The following is a 15,124-nucleotide window of genomic DNA, read 5'->3' as shown; positions in this document are numbered from 1 at the left end:
ATTGTCCGCGACGATGTAGACCTGAGACACGCCTTCTTCGTCATGGCGCTAATTACGAGATGTAGTTCAACGACGTTGCAGACGGCGATCGGGACCGTTTCTTGTCCGAGGCGGAGAGACCTTCGCTCGGGCGCGGAGTGTCACGTTGATCGTGGCAGGGTTCTGCGGTCGATGATCGCCGGAATGCGATCGCCGCCGGGTTTCTCTTGAGTCCGGCTGGCCCTGTGCGGTCCGCGGCGGGGATGCGGGTCGCGTTTGATGAGGCACACGTCTTTGGGGAGAGTCAAATGACCGCCTTACGTCCTGGAGCTCGCTATCCGATCGCCCACGCACAAGCATTTCCCTCGGGGGCGCGGCTGATTTCACGGCCGGAACCTGTGATCGTCGATGGCGAAGCTTCGCCACAGCAGCGCATCGACCCGGAGTCGGGAAAACCCGTGTGGTGCCTGACGATCGTGGACTTGGCGTTGGTGTCCCAGCTGGAGCCCAAGATCACCGTGGAGATCCTGGCGGATGAGGAACCCGTTCTACCGATGCGCCGCGAGGTGGAGTTCGTCGGGCTGACGGTCGAGCCGGTGCAAGGAACCGGGCCGGCTGGGCCGTGGACGGATTTCGTGTACCGGGCCCTCGGCGTGACCGGCGCACCACGCGCCATCGAGGACACCCGGCCGCTGCGGATGGAGCTGTGGCTCGGCGGCGACAAACGAGCCGGTTCCGGCAAGGAGGCATCCCGGTGAAGACCGACGACGAGTCTCACAGCGCGCCACGCGTGCTCACCTGGCCCGACGTGTCCTTTGTGGAGCAATTTCCCAAGCTCTGGACGCATGCCCCCGCAGACGATGGTGGATGGTGGCTGCTCGGAGGCGACCTGCCCGGCGACCCGGACGTGATGGTGCGCATCGAGCACGCATTCCCCGCCGACAGCAGGTCCCGAGGTGATTTCACTGAGCCGTTCAGCATGCTGCTGGGTCTGCTCGTGGCCCGAGAACTCCAGGGGCAGGTGCTGACCACCGACCTGTCGCAACAGGAAGTCGCCGAGCTCAGCTCTCAACTGCGCTGGCTGCGGGTCTTGTTGCGGGCTGGAGTGTGAGCGTCGTGGCAGCGGGAACGATCGAGCGCGGCACCGTGCCGCGGCAAGTCGCACGAGGATGGGTCGCCCTGGCCCTGCAGGTCTGGGGCGATTACGCCCCTCCCCGGTGGCAAGCCCAGGCGGCATGCCGCGATCACGATCCGCGGCACTGGGACTGCGATGACAAAGCACACACAGCACAGGTGACCTGTGCGTCCTGCCCGGTCCGAGACCACTGCGACGCCGATGCCCAGCACTGGGAGGCCGCAACACCTCACCAGCCGGTCCAGCCCACAGGGTTTCGGGGAGGACGGAGGGCTGGCCAGCGCGCCACACAGTACCTGCAGGCCAGGTACGGGATCGGAAAAGGAAGGACACCGCGGTGAACAGCACGAGGGGCCGCACTCCGGCCGTGTCGTTTGGCAGTGAGCTCCGCAGACGCCGCGAAAAGCACGGCTTGTCGTTGAGGGAACTCGCCGAGCGCGTGTACTACTCCTTCGGCTATCTGTCCAAATTGGAGCGCGAGCTGGCTTCGCCGAGCCTGGACGCCGCCGAACGACTCGACGAGGCCCTCCACGCGGAGAACAAGCTCCTGGAGCTCGCTGTCGACGACACCCAGGCCATCCGGGCGCTGCGTCTCGCGCAGCCGGCGCAGCTCTTACCAGCGGTGGCGGATCATGTCGGCCGCGAGGCGGAGTTAGCTGTTTTGGGTGCCGCGCTTCAGGGCGGTACGCCAGGGTCCGTCCGCACCGTCGTGGTCACCGGCGGGGCAGGAGTCGGAAAGACAGCGACGGTTCTGCGGTGGGCTCACCCGGTCGCCGAGCAGCAGTTCCCGGACGGGCAGCTGTTCGTCGACCTCGGTGGTTGGGGACCGAACGCGCGTCGGGATCCTGAGAAAGTGCTGGAGGAATTCCTCCACGCGTTGGGGGTGCCGCTGGTGGTTGTCTCGATGACCTCCGGCGTGGACCGGCGGGCGGGCTTGTTCCGGTCGCTACTGGCTGACCGTCGGGTCCTGCTCGTCCTGGACAACGCCGCCAGCTCCGACCAGGTGCTGCCACTGCTGCCGAGCTCTTCCGGTTGCATGGTCGTGGTGACCAGCCGTCGTCGTCTCGACGGGGTCACCCACCGCACCGGAGCACTGCAGGTGACGTTCAATCCGTTGGCCCCGGCCGCATCGCTGGACCTGCTGTCGTCGGTAGGGGGCCAGACTCGGGTCGATTCCGAAACCGCGGCTGCCGAGGCGATAGCAGCCGGGTGCGGTCACCTGCCGCTGGCCTTGCGGATCGCCGTCGATCGATGCGCAGCTCGGCCACAGCGCAGCCTGACCGAGCTGGCGGAGGACATGGCCGAGGGTGCGCTGGACTGGTTGTCCCCGTCTGATGCCGCCTTGGGCATGCGGGAGGCGATCGGCGAGTCCTACCGGGAGCTGCCCAGCGAAGCCGCACGGGTGTTCCGGGTCATGGGGATCGTGCGGGGGGAACTTGATGCGGTGGCGGCCGCAGCGATGCTGGGCTGGCCTGCGGGGACCGTTCGGCAGTGGATGCACTACCTGGCCGCCGAGCACCTGGTCACCGAGACCGCGCGTGACCGGTACCGCATGGCTGACCTGATACGCCAGTTCGCCTTCGAACGCATGCGAGCAGAGGAACCCGAGGAGACCATCGACGCCGCGAGACGCCGATGGGTGCAGTGGTATGCGCACTCGGCCACAGCGGCCAGCGCCCTGCTGGCTGCGCATTGCGACCTACCTGCACTGGACGCACCGGAGCCCGAGGTCGCCTCGATGATCGCCGCGCCGGCGGACTACCTGGCCGCACGGCGGTGGTGGGAGCACCACGTCTCGCAGCTGACCTCGGTCGTCGACCAGGCGTCGGTAGCCGGGCTTCCCCGCACCGCATGGACTGTTGCGATCATCGGCGGAATTTACTTGGAGTCAGAGTCAACGACGCGCTACCCGGACTGGGTCTCGGCGCTGTCCACGGCGGCAACGATCGCCGAGGACTCCCACGATGGTGCCGGGATGGCATGGTGCGCTCACCAGCTCGGCACCGTGCTGGCGATGCTCAGGCGCAACGACGAAGCCCTGGTGCACTTGACCGAGGCCGCGCGGCTACGGGAGACCCTCGACGACCAGGTCGGGCTGGCCTGGTCGCACATCGCTGTTTCCGCCACTGTCCTGGACATGGGCCGCTACGAGAAGGCGCGAGAGACCGCCGAGCTGGCCTTCGACCGGTTCCAACTCCACGGTCACGCCTATGGGGAAGCCACTGCTCTGGTCTGGACGGGGACGGCATTGCAGCGGCTGGGGCTGCTTGACGAGTCGTTGCACCGGCTGACCGATGCCCTCTCGCGCTTCGACGAACTGGGCGCCCCCGACGGTGTGGCTCTCGCGCTGGTGCGTCTGAGCGAGACCTACCGGCTGCAAGGAAAACGAGAGCGAGCGCTGGACCACGTCGACCGCGGCATCGAGGGGCGGCGACAACTGGAAGATGCCTCAGGAGTCGCCGATGGCCTGCTCGTCCGGGGACAGATCCTGCACGACCAGGGCGACGTCAACGCTGCTCGACGCGCGTGGACCGACGCTCTCGACATCTTCGAGGACCGTGGTGATCCGCGGGCATCGGATGCGCGCGCCCGGCTGGCGACCACCGCACCCGCGCGAGGCGTGCCATGACGTGTCCATTGAGGAGCCACAGAACCGGGGAGGAAGACACATCCATGTTCCCGTTGCGCAGTGGAACAGTCAACCTGCAGCCGCTTCGCCGCCCAGGCGACGCAGGAGCCGGCTGTCGGGGGCGGCCCCTGCACCCCTGGTACCGCACACGAGAGCGGCACCAGGGGCATGACGTCAGGCAAATGCCGATCGCTCGGGCGAATTCTCTTGACATGAGGAACCGAATGCGCTCGTCACAGGTATAGCTGGGCTACTTGACCCCGGGGACAGCACTGTGCCTGGTCGGGTACAGCCGCATTTGCACACGGCCGATGCGCATTTGTTTGGCCGTCTCTCAAGTGTCCATTCAAGGGTCTGGTTGAGCTGGGGTTGTGGTTGCGGGCTGGCTGGCTTGATCTTGCAGGGTTGATCGTTGATCATTGGGGTTGTGTCCGGACCGGAGCAGCCCGCGCCCTCGTATGACGAGTTGGTGTCCTTGGTTGAGGGCTTGGTGCCTCGGGTTGAGGCCTTGGAGGCAGAAAACGCCCGGCTGCGGGCGGAGAACGCTGAGCTGAAGCGCAGGTTGGGTACGGATTCGACGAATTCCTCAACGCCGCCATCGCAGGACTCGCTGGCAGCGAAGGGGAAACGCCGCGCGCAGCGCTCGCAGCGGGTGCGGTCGAAGGACCGCAAGCCCGGTGGCCAGCAAGGACATCCAGGGTCGGGTTTGGTGCCGGTGGTCAACCCGGATCGCAGCGAGACCGCGCCCGAACCGACGCGATGTTCGGGGTGTAGTGCGGCTCTGGCCGAGGGCCGGGATGCGGGGATGTCCTGGACGCAGGTCTGGGACACCCCGCCGATCCGGCTGCGGCGGGTGCAGTACCGGCTGCCGAAGCGGCAGTGTGGCAGTTGCGGGAAGACCACGACCGCGGCGGTGCCTTTCGGGCAGGCCGGGGCGGTGTGCTACGGGCCGAACGTTAACGCCGCGGCGGTCCTGCTGTCCTCGACCGGGAATGTGCCGGTGGAGCGCACCGCGAGTCTGATGGAAGCGTTGCTTTCCGCTCCGGTGTCGACCGGGTTCGTCGCCCGCGCGCACGAACGCGTCGCCGAGCGGCTGGATCAGGCAGGCTTCGATGACGCGATGCGCGCCGTGCTGGCCGCCGAACCGGTGCTGTGCGCGGACGAAACACCGGTCAACATCGCGCACCCCGACACTGGCGAGGACGGCCAACCGGTCCCCGGCGCCCCGCACGTGGTCTGTGTGCGCACCCCGGATGAACGGCTGGTGTGGTACCGGGAACTGCCGGCACGCACCAAAAAAGCACTGCGCACCCTCGGGCTTTTCAGCAAATACACCGGGTATCTCGTCCGCGATGATTACACCGCCTGGCACCAGTTCGACCCCACCCTCGCTGGGGTGCAACAGTGTGTGGCGCACCTGTTCCGCCACCTGCAAGGCGTTCTCGACCTGCACCCCACCCAGCAAGGATGGGCCGCCACCGTCCGCAAGGTGCTGCGCGAAGCGCACACCGCCGTCGCCGACGCCCACGCCACCGGGGCCGATCGCCTCGACCCCGACCTGCTGGCCGATCTGCGCGCCCGCTACGACAAGGCCGTCGCTTGGGGAATCGCCACCAACCGCCACCGCGACTGGGACAAAGGCAACCACCCCGGCTACAACCTCGCCACCCGACTGGCCGGCAAAGCCAACCAAGTCTGGCTGTTCACCAGGGTGTTCGCGGTGCCCTGGACCAACAACGCCTCCGAGCAAGCGCTGAAAAGCCCGAAACTGCATCAGAAAGTCTCCGGCTACTGGCACACCCTGGCCACCCTGGCCCGGTTCTGCCGAGTCCGTTCCTACCTGACCAGCGCCACCAACCACGGGCGACGCGCCATCGACGCCATCCATGCCGCCCTCACCGGCAACCCCTGGATGCCACCAGTCACCCCAGCCTGACCACAAAGATCAACTAGCCAGGCATTCGAATTTCGACCCTGAATGGACACTCTCTCAAGACACCGACTTCTGGGGAGAGTCAATGTCTTTGCAAACAGGTTTCCGTTATCCAATCTCGCATTCTCAGGCGTTTCCCATGGGGGTACGCGCTCTGTCATCACGCGTGGAACCCGCACTTGTTGATGGCGACGGCGGCGATGGCCTCCGGCAGCGAGTCGACGCCGACACCGGGCTGCCCGTGTGGCTGCTGGAGATCTCGGACATGGCGTTGGTGAACCGCGCCGGACATCCCACGGGGGCGTGGGCGGCGACACCGCAGCTGAACGCGCCCATGGGTACGTGCGGGGGCGCGGCTCGGCGTGCGGATCTCCCGCTGAGGTCCAGCCGAGCCGGACGAACTGATCGGCCGCGAGATCTCGCGAATTATGGCTGTTCACAAGCTGTTTTCACCACCACCGGGTCGTTGCACGCCCAGTGGCGGCTGGCGCTCGGGGCGTTCGAGCGTCAACGCCGACCCACTCGTGCGCCCCGGCGAGTGCGGTTCCGGACGAGGGAGGACCCAGTGGCACTTCATACTGCGGGGCCCGCGAGAGCGTGGGCTGGAAAGAAGGGCGTTGTGGTGGAGAAGAGTCGCAACGAGGGGTGGCCTTCGTACGGGACCGAGCTGCGGCGACGGCGCGAGCGCCAAGGGCTCTCGCTGCGGGAACTCGCCGAGCAGGTGCCCTACTCGTTCAGTCATCTGTCCAAACTCGAACGCGGCAAAAACGCGCCCACGCTGGAGTCCGCGGACATCCTCGAGTCCGTACTGCCCAGCAGCGATGGCGACCAGCCGCTTACCGAGCTCGTGCTGCGCTGGGCACACACGGCCGCCGACCAGTTCCCGGACGGGCAGTTGTTCTGCAACCTCCGTGGTTGGGGTACCGCAGCGCGCCGGGACCCCAGCGAGGTCCTCGAGGAGTTCCTGCGCGCGCTGGGGGTGCCCTCCGCGGTGATCGCCGACGGCGTCGACAGGCGGGCTTCGCTGTTCCGGTCGTTGCTGACCGGGCAGCAGGTGCTCATCGTGCTGGACAACGCCGCGGATGCCGAGCAGGTCCTCCGGCTGCTGCCCGGCCCGCCGGGATGCATGGTCGTGGTCAGTAGCCGGCGCAGGCTCGGCGGCGTCGTCAGCCGCACCGGCGCGAGGAGAGTGCAGCTCGCGCCACTGACCGTGACCGAAGCGGTCGACATGCTCTCCGCAGAGGCCGGGCCGGGGCCGACACGCGTCGACGAGGAACGGCACACCGCCTATGCGCTGGCCGCACGGTGCAGTCACCTGCCGTTGGCCCTGCGTTCCTTGTCCGCGCGCATCGCGGCGCGCCCGCACCACAGCCTCGTGGAGCTCGCCGAGGAACTCGACTCCGACGAGGCCCTGTTGGAGGCGCTGTCCTCCTCCTACGACGACAATCCCGGAATCCGCGAAGCGTTGTCGTGGTCCTACGAACAGCTGCCGGACGACGCCGCGAGGCTGTTCCAGCTGCTCGGCCTGGTCCCCGGCGAGGTCTCCGTGCACGCTGCGGCCGCCCTCGCGCAGTGGTCGGTGCCGATGACGCGGCACGTGATGCAACGGCTCGTCCACGAGCACCTGCTTGCAGAGTCCACAAAGGACCGTTACCTGCTTCCGGACCTGGTGCGCGTCTGCGCCGCCGAGCACGCGCGATCGGATGCTCCGGCCCAGGAGGCCGACACCGCGCTGCGGCGGTGGCTGGAGTGGTACGTGCACTCGTCGCTGACGGCCGCCTCCGTGCTCGCACCCCAGCATCCGTTGCCGAGGTTGGATTCGCCGGCCACGGAAGTCTCGCCGCTGGTGTGCGCGCCGCAGGACTACCGGGCCGGACTGCGCTGGTGCGACCACGAAGTGCCGCACCTGATCACGGCCATCGGCTACGCCCAGGCACGCGGGTTGACCGCGACCGCGTGGACGCTGGCCGTGGTGTGGGGGCCTTACTTGTCGCTGAGCAAGCGGTGGTCGATCCGGATTACGGCGAACACCCGAGGGCTGGCCGCGGCGCGGGCAGGGCAGGACAAAGTCGGCGAGGGCTGGTGCCAGCACGAGCTCGGCAGTGCGTTGTCCCAGCTGCGGCGGTACGACGACGCGTTGGAGTGTTTGTCGGAGGCCATGCGCCTTCGCGTCGAGGTCGGTGATCAGGCGGGGTTCGCCTGGTCGCGGTGCGCGGTGGCGGCGACGATGCTGGACATGGGCCGCTACAGCGACGCCTATGAGGAGTTCGACCGGACCCTGGAGATCTTCCAACTGGGCGGGCATGCCTTCGGCAGTGCGGTGGCCCTGGCGTGGCTGGGCAGCGCCAGCTACCGGCTTGGCCGCCTTCAGGATGCGGCCGACGAGCTCGCGCGGGCGCGGGAGCAGTTCATCGAGCTGGGTGATCGCGCTGGTGAAGCGTTCGTCCTCGTGCGACTGGGCGATGCCTACCGGGCGATGGGACAGCGGGAGCGAGCGCTGGAGCACCTCGACCGCGGTGTCGCGCTCCGGCGGGATTTGGCAGATCAGTGGGGCATCGCAGACGCGCTGTTCGTCCGGGGCCAGGTCCTGCACGAGGGCGGAGACACCGCTGGCGCGCGCAGCGCCTGGCGGCAGGCGCTGGAGGTCTTCGACGCGCTCGGCGATCCGCACGCCGCCGATGTGCGCGCTCGCCTGACCACCGTGGAGGCCAGGTTCGCCTGAGCGGGCCGGGTGTGGGCAGTTGGTGTGTCATCGCGTGTCCACGAAGACGACACGAATCGGCCTAAGTGGACACAGGTCAACTCTTCTCCCTATGCCACTGTTTCTGGATAGTTGCTGTCGCGGCCAGTCGGAGCAACGGGGAGCGCAGGACTGGCCTGCGGTGCGGGAGCCCTATCGGGGGTGGTTCCCGACCTCCCCTGGTGCTGCGCCCAGCCGGCGCACGCTCGCGCAGCACCAGGGGATCGGCACCGCGATCAATCACAAGGCTCGATGCGAGCCCACCCGGACAGGGTGTGAACAAGGGGGTTGGATGCGCAGGTCACGGGTGGTCCTGGGGTACCTGGTTTCTGGAATTTTAGCCGCGAGCGTGCTGGCTGGATGCGTCGCGAGCAGCGGTGCCTCGGTTCCGCCGCCACCGCCGTTGCCGCCGTCGTCGTTGATCGTCGTCACGACCCCGGTCCGCGATGCGCGCGAGGTCAGCCCGGCTGGCCCGGTGGGTGTGACCGTCACAGGCGGGACGCTCGACTCGGTCAGCCTGACCCGTGCCGGGGGCAGGCCAGTGGTGGGCTGGCTGACCCCGAACCGGGATGCGTGGACTGCCGGCGAACCTCTGGATTTCGGCGCGACCTACACCTGGTCGGGCACGGCCTTGGGCCCGGACGCGGGGCGTCGCGATCTCGGCGGCTCGTTCACGACCGCCACGCCCAGCGAGTTGGTCGCCGGCAGCCTCAACGTCGACGAGGGCAGCACCGTCGGGGTCGCCTCGCCGATCATGCTGCAATTCGATGCACCGATCCGGGACAGGGCCGCGGCCGAACGCGCGCTGTCGGTGCAGACCTCGGTGCCCACCGAGGGGTCCTGGGCGTGGCTGCCCGATAACGCGGAGGGCTCCCGGGTGCACTGGCGGCCGAAGAACTACTGGAAGCCCGGCACCTCGGTCACGGTCACCGCCGGCCTGCGCGGGGTGCCGCTCGGCGGCGGCGCCTTCGGCCCGGACAACATCGCCACTCACTTCACCATCGGGCGCGAGCAGATCGTCAAGGCCGACGTGACCAGCCACAAGATGGTCGTCATCCGGGACGGGCAGCCCGTGGCCACCTACGACGCCAGCTATGGCCGGGAAAGCGACCCGGACCGGGTCACCCGCTCAGGCATCCACGTGGTCACCGAGAAACACCCGACGAAACGCATGGTGTCACGCAAATACGGCTATGACTTGGTCGAGAAATGGGCCGTGCGCATCAACAACAACGGGGAATTCATTCACGCCAACCCCGCCAGCGCATACGCCCAGGGCAAAGCCAACATCACCCACGGCTGCATCAACCTGTCCACCGCCGACGCACACCAGTATTTCGAGTCGGCACTCTACGGCGACCCCGTCGAAATCACCGGGTCGAGCGTAGAACTGTCCTCAGCCGACGGCGATATCTACGACTGGGCGGTCTCGTGGGAGACCTGGCAAGGCCTGTCCGCCCTCTAGCCCGGCGCACGGTTCCGCGCTTTTCCTTGGATGACCGAAGCCGACTTCATGCCGCCCGCAGACCCGGGCGGAATTCACGCCACGGAGGAATTGGTGACCACAGTAGACATGAAAACGAGAAGCCAAGCGAGCCGCTATGCCAGGAAAAACACCGTGGTTGCTGGCGGCGGTCATCATCCCGGCGGAACGGCCGAAGCCGGCGCCGGATGGGGAAGGAGACCTGCCTGATGCCCAACCACGACCATGATCGGGGCACGGGGGCGGTGCGGATCGTCGGGGGAGCCCTAGAGATGGGGCTGCAGCGGCAGCAGCTGCGAGCGATGGTGACCGCGTCGACCGCCGGTGCCCGCTGCCTGAGTTCCGGTGATGTCTATATGGCCCCGGGCCATTACAGCGCCGCGCACATCTACGCCGAGGCCGAGATCATCGTGCGGATCCTCGACGGCTACGCGGCCACGGTGACCTGGGGCGATGAGGGCACTGCCGCGGTCATGCGGCACGAGCCGGGCCAGGACCTGTATGTGCCGGCGGGACTGGCTCATGCCGCTATCAACCTGTCCCGAACCCATCCGGTCCTGGCTTATGAGGTGCGCAGCACGCCGAGGTTCAACGAGGACGTGTCCCCGCGCCCCGATCTTGACGCCCAGCTCCCGCTGCTGGCCCAGCAGGTGCAAGACGAACATGTTGACCGGGTACGACAAGCCCAAGCGCGAGGGGAGCTGCCGTGGTGGTGAATACGCTCGGTTCCCGGGCCATCCGGCTGGACCGCAACGAATGCCCAGGGCCGCTGCCGGGAGTGGCCGACGTGCTGCGTTCCGATGCCGACGGGTGGCACCGGTATCCCTCCGACAGCTCGGTTCTGGCCGGAATGCTGGCCGCCGAAACCCATGGGAACCCGGACTCGGTGGTCCTGGGCGCCGGATCCATGGAGTTACTCGCACGCCTGCTGCAGATCGCCTGTGGCGGCATCGGTGGCGAGGTCATCTTCGCCGCCCCCAGCCCGGCAGCCTATTCAGCGCTGGCACGTCAGGCCGGAGCCACCTCGGTGCGGGTGCCCACCACCAGCGACGGTGTCACCGACGTCGAAGCGATGGCGGAGGCGGCCGGCCCGGCCACCCGGGTGATGATCGTGTGCAACCCGCACAACCCCACCGGCAGCGTCCTGCGGAGGCCGCAGCTCCACGGGCTACTGGACCAGGTAGACCCGTCGGTGCTGGTAGTCATCGACGAGGCCTACCGGGAGTTCGTCTACGACCCCGATGTTCCCGACGGCGCCGCACTGGCACGCTCCCGGCCGAACGTCATCACCCTCCGCACGTTCTCCACGGCCTACGGTCTGGCGGGTTTGCGGGTCGGCTACGCCATCGCACAGCCTCCGGTGGCGACGGTGCTGCGGCACGCCGGTCTTGCACACCAGATCAGCGCCCCGGCCCAGATCGCGGCGATGGCCTCCCTGCCACGGAAAGCCGAACTAGCCGCGCGCACCGCGTTCACCGCCGGCGAACGCGAACGCATCCGCAGTGCCCTCCGGGACAACGGACTGGACACCCCGCCATCGCACGGCAACTTCACGTGGATTCCCCTGCGCTACAGCGGTGAGCAGTTCCGGCAGCTCTGCGCCGAGCACGGCATCATCATCGCCGCCTATCCCGGCGCCGGGGTGCGCATCAGCGTGTCCAGCCCTGCAGAGAACATCGAATTCATAGAACTAGCAGCGCAGGCACGGCGCGTGACCCGGCCTGACCGGCGTGCCCTCCGCCAGGACACAGTCCTGACCTAAGTGGACACGCTGAAACTCTTCACCACACCAGGTATCCGTGCCGATCCTGGAGAACGACGACCACCCGGTCACCACAGTGTGACCACGACACTTCTCGCCTCTGATCTCCGCGTTGCCGGGGCAGATCCAACGGAGGCGAGAACACGGCCCGGCGATGTCCCACCCGCGTCGCCGCACGGGCATCCGGGTTTACTGACCACCCACCCGGATGCCGCCCCGGCCTCGGAGACCGCCTGTGCGTCCCCCTCACATACGGCGGTCTCCGAGGCCACTTCGTATCCGATCCGACCGTGGCGTTCCCCGCCTGCCGGTTCTGCGGTGGCAGGTGGCCTTCTCCCGCACCGATGGCGTGGGCCTGCATGAGGGGCGCCCGGTGCCCGTACAGGCAGAAGGACTCCGATGGTCATCAATGACACTGTGATCATCGACAGCGCGGCAATCCCACCGCCGGTACCTGTCGAGGTTCGCGTCGCATGGTGGATCTGGTTCGCCGGAAGCGTGATTGCCACCGTCTCGGCGCTGATCACGGTGATCCTCGTGCCGGAACCGCTGGTCATCACACTGGTAGTCGGGATCACCGCCGCCGAGGTGATCGTGGCGGTACCCGCAGCGGTGATGGTGGTCCGCGGCGCACGATGGGCCCAGATCGCACTGCTGGTTCTGGCGTTTCTGAGTTTAGGCAGCCTATATTCCTGGACCGACCTGCAGGCATGGGGCTCGGTGATCTTCAACGTCATTCTGGGATCCACCGGAGGCTTGCTGACCACACGCCGCGCACGGGCATTTTTCGCCGCACACCGACGGCACGCTCCCGGCCACTGAACCACTCTTGAAGGCAGAGAAACCGGTGGGCATTGATGTGCCAGAGCAAGGACACAAAATAGTCCGAAGTGGACACGCGAAAACTCTTTCTGGGCCGTGATCAGCTGTGGATAGTGACCTCACAGGGAAGCGAATGACCACAGCGATCCGTACCGCACTCAATGGTGCATGGATCCCGGCCAAGGGGGTGAGGCGGTTTTGGCTGTCCTGAAACAACGTCGCCTCCCTGTCGCGATCGGGCACCGGACGACGTTTCCCGTAACCGGTGAACCGCCGGCATCCGCCGGTGTGCTCGCGTTGGTGTCGCAACGCCGTCGCGAGACGGCCGAGTACATCCCCGACGCCGAGGCCGGTGAAGGCGCCAACGAGCAGCCGGCGGCCGCTGAGGGCGACCGTGACCGCACGAACGACGCGGCCTCTGGGGACGCGGCCTCTGGGGACACGGCCACCGTCGCGCGCCCGCCGCGTCCCGGCGAGCCGGCGGATGCCGACCTGGCTGCGGCGATGTGTTCGGCGTGCTTACCGCCGCCCAACATGGCAGTGAGCACGCCGAACACATCGCCGCCGAGACCGCGCACGGCGGCGCGTATCCGCAGCCAGACACCACCGCTGTCGGCGGAGGTCCGGGTCGACTGGACCGGGCTCGGTCCGACACGGCCGACACACGGTGCCGCCGCAGAGGATCAGTTGTGGGTGATGCCGCAGGGAACCCGCATGAGAAAAAAGGGGAAGTCATGGCACTTCAATCGCGCCAGGCGTTGTTCGTCCTGCGTTGGCACAGCGATAACCCGGAATGGGGACACCTGGGCAGAGTCACCGGGCGCAGCACGCCCGCTGCGTTCCTGGGATTCGTGCCTCTGGACCGTGTGCTCACCGACACGGCCCGCAGACGGGCGATCCCGGTCGGCGGAGGTTTCACCGAGCTGTGGTTCACCGGGAACCGCCCGGACCAGGCCAGCAACCGCCGCGACACTGGAGGCAGAGGATGAGACGCGGACTGCACATCGGCGCCTACGGCGTCTCCCACCACCTCGTCCGCGAAGACCAGACCGTGCGCCACATCCTGCCCGGCAGTTGCCTGGAGCGGGGCGAGCCGGTCCTGGCCACCGGATATCTCGTCGCGATCCTGGAAAACGCCTGCTGGCGCATCCTGTCGCCCTACCTGCAGATGCACGAGACAACGGTCGGCGTCGATTTCACGCTCCGGCATACTGCCCCCGCACTGCCGGGCGATGTGCTCCACGTCGTGGCGTCGTGCACAGAAATCGCCAACAGCAACGACGTGTCCTGGATGGTGGAAGCACGAAATCTCCGCACCGGAGAAGTGGTCGGTTCCCTGCGGCATCACAGCTTGCGCGTGATGGACCGCGCACGTTTCCACCGACGCCTGCACCGCCTGTAAACGGTGCTAACCGGAGCTGGTTCTGTTACGTCGTCCCGCTCTGTGGCGTGGGCAGGCCACCGACTGGACCACAACGACGTCCACGATGGCGAGATCAGCCCGCACGAAGCTGATTCGTCCGTGGAGAAAGCATACGAGGCTGGAGCCGACCACCGCGATAATCCCCGACGGTGACTAACTGACCGGACCCATCACAAGGTGCAGCACGGAGTCCTGTTCGGCTACCTCATCGCCGGCAGCGACCGCTGGGCCCGAGACAACGAGGGCCACGCCATCGACCGATGCTGGGCAGCCGGCCATTTCAGCCCGTACGAAGTCGACAAGCTGCATGTGGAGCACACCGACATACTGGCCCAGCGCAGACAACACTGAGTGCGCTGCCACAACGCTGGAACCCTGCACAATGTGCGCTGGTGCCATCGTCCTGGCGAGGCTTCCCACCCTCATCATCCCAGGAGAGCCCAAGCGCGACACTGCAGAATGCACAGGGTGACACGGGTTTCCGTGCGATCACCGCACATTCCTCGAGGAGGTCCTCCGCGCTCATTTACGATCGTTCCATGCCGTCCTCCTCACCTACGTCCCTCGCCGTCTCCGACGCGATCACCCACTACCGCCAGATGCGCGAGCTCACCCGCGACGAGCTGGCCTATGTGCTGGAGGCGGCCGGGCATCCGCTCCCAGCCGACGCCATCACCCAGATGGAGAGCCGCGAGCTCGACGTGACGGTCGACGACCTCATGGCTCTCGCGTACGTCCTTGGCACCACCCCCACCGCACTACTGACCCACATCCCGATCGACATGCCATGCGCTGAGGGCCCGCTCGCCACGGCTCTGCCTGCCGACGTCGGGCAGGACGAGCTCTGCGCCTGGGTGGAAGGAAGGACCGAGCTCGATCACCAGTCCCGGGTGCAGTGGTGCGAAGACAGGGTCAGCCGAATCCGTGTGCTGTCGACGCACCACGAGGAACAGCTGCAGGGCGCGTATGCAGAGATCCGCGAGCTCGGCGAGCTCGCGGACCGCGAGGCCGACTCGGCCCCAGTGCAGGCTCTGCACACGCGGATTCGCGACGGCGAGTACGCGCTCAACCAGGTCGATCTCGCACTCGCGCTGGCTGAGCAGCAGCTCGACGACCTACGAGAGAACACGCGCTGAGCCGTTTGCCGGTACATCTATTTGCCTGAGGTTTCGCAGTTTTTGGTGAGTTGATCTGGTGGGTGGATGCCGAGGTGCTCGG

15 protein-coding genes are annotated in these 15,124 nt (G+C 67.3%); 14 read left to right on the top strand and 1 reads right to left on the bottom strand.

Features of this window, described 5'->3' with window-relative positions:
* Window positions 1-287 precede the first annotated feature (287 nt).
* From ACRXBZ_RS08700 to tnpC, 5 genes are all read left to right on the top strand, one after another.
* The gene (locus tag ACRXBZ_RS08700) at window positions 288-737 is read left to right on the top strand and encodes a hypothetical protein (protein ID WP_433878644.1); all 450 of its coding nucleotides are present in this window, start codon (window positions 288-290) and stop codon (window positions 735-737) included.
* Window positions 734-1,090, top strand: a complete 357-nt coding sequence (locus ACRXBZ_RS08695; protein WP_433878643.1) for a hypothetical protein — start codon at window positions 734-736, stop codon at window positions 1,088-1,090. Before ACRXBZ_RS08700 ends, ACRXBZ_RS08695 begins: the two co-directional genes overlap by 4 nt.
* Entirely contained in the window at window positions 1,087-1,455 is a 369-nt protein-coding gene (locus ACRXBZ_RS08690; protein ID WP_433878642.1) for a WhiB family transcriptional regulator, read from the top strand. The genes ACRXBZ_RS08695 and ACRXBZ_RS08690 overlap by 4 nt, the downstream gene beginning before the upstream one ends.
* On the top strand, window positions 1,452-3,743 hold the full coding sequence (locus ACRXBZ_RS08685; protein WP_433878641.1) for a tetratricopeptide repeat protein: 2,292 nt from the start codon (window positions 1,452-1,454) through the stop codon (window positions 3,741-3,743). The genes ACRXBZ_RS08690 and ACRXBZ_RS08685 overlap by 4 nt, the downstream gene beginning before the upstream one ends.
* Before the next feature lie 412 nt (window positions 3,744-4,155).
* Complete coding sequence (gene tnpC, locus ACRXBZ_RS08680; RefSeq protein ID WP_433878640.1) at window positions 4,156-5,679, top strand: IS66 family transposase; 1,524 nt, start codon at window positions 4,156-4,158, stop codon at window positions 5,677-5,679.
* 157 nt (window positions 5,680-5,836) lie between these two features.
* Here tnpC and ACRXBZ_RS08675 read toward each other — a convergent pair whose 3' ends face one another.
* Window positions 5,837-5,968 carry a hypothetical protein gene (locus ACRXBZ_RS08675; protein WP_433878639.1) on the bottom strand — a complete coding sequence of 44 codons (132 nt, stop codon included), beginning with the start codon at window positions 5,966-5,968 and terminating at the stop codon, window positions 5,837-5,839.
* Window positions 5,969-6,295: 327 nt separating this feature from the next.
* On the opposite strand from ACRXBZ_RS08675, the gene ACRXBZ_RS08670 reads away from it, so the two are divergent.
* From ACRXBZ_RS08670 to ACRXBZ_RS08630, 9 genes are all read left to right on the top strand, one after another.
* On the top strand, window positions 6,296-8,398 hold the full coding sequence (locus tag ACRXBZ_RS08670) for a helix-turn-helix domain-containing protein (RefSeq protein ID WP_433878638.1): 2,103 nt from the start codon (window positions 6,296-6,298) through the stop codon (window positions 8,396-8,398).
* 310 nt (window positions 8,399-8,708) lie between these two features.
* Complete coding sequence (locus tag ACRXBZ_RS08665) at window positions 8,709-9,881, top strand: L,D-transpeptidase (protein ID WP_433878637.1); 1,173 nt, start codon at window positions 8,709-8,711, stop codon at window positions 9,879-9,881.
* Window positions 9,882-10,108: 227 nt separating this feature from the next.
* Entirely contained in the window at window positions 10,109-10,615 is a 507-nt protein-coding gene (locus ACRXBZ_RS08660; RefSeq protein WP_433878636.1) for a hypothetical protein, read from the top strand.
* The gene (locus tag ACRXBZ_RS08655) at window positions 10,606-11,661 is read left to right on the top strand and encodes an aminotransferase class I/II-fold pyridoxal phosphate-dependent enzyme (RefSeq protein WP_433878635.1); all 1,056 of its coding nucleotides are present in this window, start codon (window positions 10,606-10,608) and stop codon (window positions 11,659-11,661) included. Before ACRXBZ_RS08660 ends, ACRXBZ_RS08655 begins: the two co-directional genes overlap by 10 nt.
* Before the next feature lie 399 nt (window positions 11,662-12,060).
* Entirely contained in the window at window positions 12,061-12,483 is a 423-nt protein-coding gene (locus ACRXBZ_RS08650) for a hypothetical protein (RefSeq protein ID WP_433878634.1), read from the top strand.
* 734 nt (window positions 12,484-13,217) lie between these two features.
* On the top strand, window positions 13,218-13,472 hold the full coding sequence (locus ACRXBZ_RS08645; RefSeq protein WP_433878633.1) for a hypothetical protein: 255 nt from the start codon (window positions 13,218-13,220) through the stop codon (window positions 13,470-13,472).
* Entirely contained in the window at window positions 13,469-13,885 is a 417-nt protein-coding gene (locus ACRXBZ_RS08640; protein ID WP_433878632.1) for a thioesterase family protein, read from the top strand. Before ACRXBZ_RS08645 ends, ACRXBZ_RS08640 begins: the two co-directional genes overlap by 4 nt.
* A 198-nt stretch (window positions 13,886-14,083) precedes the next feature.
* Window positions 14,084-14,257, top strand: coding sequence for a hypothetical protein (locus tag ACRXBZ_RS08635; protein ID WP_433878631.1), 174 nt, complete (start codon window positions 14,084-14,086; stop codon window positions 14,255-14,257).
* Between the two features lie 188 nt (window positions 14,258-14,445).
* The gene (locus tag ACRXBZ_RS08630; protein ID WP_433878630.1) at window positions 14,446-15,042 is read left to right on the top strand and encodes a helix-turn-helix domain-containing protein; all 597 of its coding nucleotides are present in this window, start codon (window positions 14,446-14,448) and stop codon (window positions 15,040-15,042) included.
* The last annotated feature ends 82 nt before the right edge of the window (window positions 15,043-15,124 follow it).

It is taken from the genome of Saccharopolyspora hattusasensis, from assembly GCF_050972075.1.
Lineage (GTDB): Bacteria > Actinomycetota > Actinomycetes > Mycobacteriales > Pseudonocardiaceae > Saccharopolyspora > Saccharopolyspora hattusasensis.
The sequence above is the reverse complement of the archived record's forward strand: the minus strand, read 5'-3'. Positions and strand labels throughout refer to the sequence as shown.

Bases quoted from the DNA above. Each gene is read 5' to 3' on its own strand.
- ACRXBZ_RS08660 (WP_433878636.1), top strand. From the start codon at position 10,109: ATGCCCAACCACGACCATGATCGGGGCACGGGGGCGGTGCGGATCGTC.
- ACRXBZ_RS08645 (WP_433878633.1), top strand. From the start codon at position 13,218: ATGGCACTTCAATCGCGCCAGGCGTTGTTCGTCCTGCGTTGGCACAGC.
- ACRXBZ_RS08700 (WP_433878644.1), top strand. From the start codon at position 288: ATGACCGCCTTACGTCCTGGAGCTCGCTATCCGATCGCCCACGCACAA.
- ACRXBZ_RS08665 (WP_433878637.1), top strand. From the start codon at position 8,709: ATGCGCAGGTCACGGGTGGTCCTGGGGTACCTGGTTTCTGGAATTTTA.
- ACRXBZ_RS08650 (WP_433878634.1), top strand. From the start codon at position 12,061: ATGGTCATCAATGACACTGTGATCATCGACAGCGCGGCAATCCCACCG.
- ACRXBZ_RS08630 (WP_433878630.1), top strand. From the start codon at position 14,446: ATGCCGTCCTCCTCACCTACGTCCCTCGCCGTCTCCGACGCGATCACC.
- ACRXBZ_RS08640 (WP_433878632.1), top strand. From the start codon at position 13,469: ATGAGACGCGGACTGCACATCGGCGCCTACGGCGTCTCCCACCACCTC.
- ACRXBZ_RS08675 (WP_433878639.1), bottom strand. From the start codon at position 5,968: ATGTCCGGCGCGGTTCACCAACGCCATGTCCGAGATCTCCAGCAGCCA.